This window comes from Pseudomonas sp. JV245A, from assembly GCF_032424515.1.
Taxonomy (GTDB): domain Bacteria; phylum Pseudomonadota; class Gammaproteobacteria; order Pseudomonadales; family Pseudomonadaceae; genus Aquipseudomonas; species Aquipseudomonas protegens.
The window spans coordinates 1-597 of record NZ_VYKE01000495.1; the positions used below are offsets into that span (position 1 = coordinate 1).

Sequence of the window (597 nt, forward strand, 5' to 3'; positions counted from 1 at the left end):
CGTCGGCTGGGTCAGCGAATAGGTGCCCGCCGAACCGCAGCACAGGTGGCTGTCGGGCACCGCGGTGAGGTGAAAGCCCAGGCGTTGCAGCAGGCTTTCCACGGCGCCGCCGAGCTTCTGCGCGTGCTGCAGGGTGCAGGGGCAGTGGAAGGCCAGGCGCTGGTCGCTGTGGGCGCCGAGCTGTTCCAGGGGTTCGTCCCGCAGCACTTCCACCAGGTCCCGGGCCAGGGCACTGACGCGCTGGGCCTTGCTGCGGTAGGCCGGGTCATGGGCCAGCAGGTGCTGGTAATCCTTGATGAAGGCGCCGCAGCCGCTGGCGGTCTGGACGATGGCTTCGGCCCCCAGTTGCAGGTGCGGCCACCAGGCGTCGATATTGCGCCGGGCGCGCTGCAGACCGGCTTGCTGGGCATCCAGGTGATAGTCCACCGCGCCGCAGCAGCCGGCCTCGCTGACCGGTTGCACGCTGATGCCCAGGCGATCCAGGACCCGCGCTGCGGCGGCGTTGGTATTGGGTGACAGCCCCGGCTGCACGCAGCCTTCGAGCAGCAGCACGCGCCGTGCATGGCGCAGGGGCGGACGCGGTTTGGCGCTGGGCAC

Annotated in this window: 1 protein-coding gene; it reads right to left on the reverse strand. The window is 70.7% G+C overall.

Going from position 1 to position 597, the window contains the following annotated elements; all coding sequences use genetic code 11:
• The coding region (locus F6S12_RS32660) for a heterodisulfide reductase-related iron-sulfur binding cluster (RefSeq protein WP_315869976.1) at positions 1-597 on the reverse strand (597 nt) is incomplete at both ends.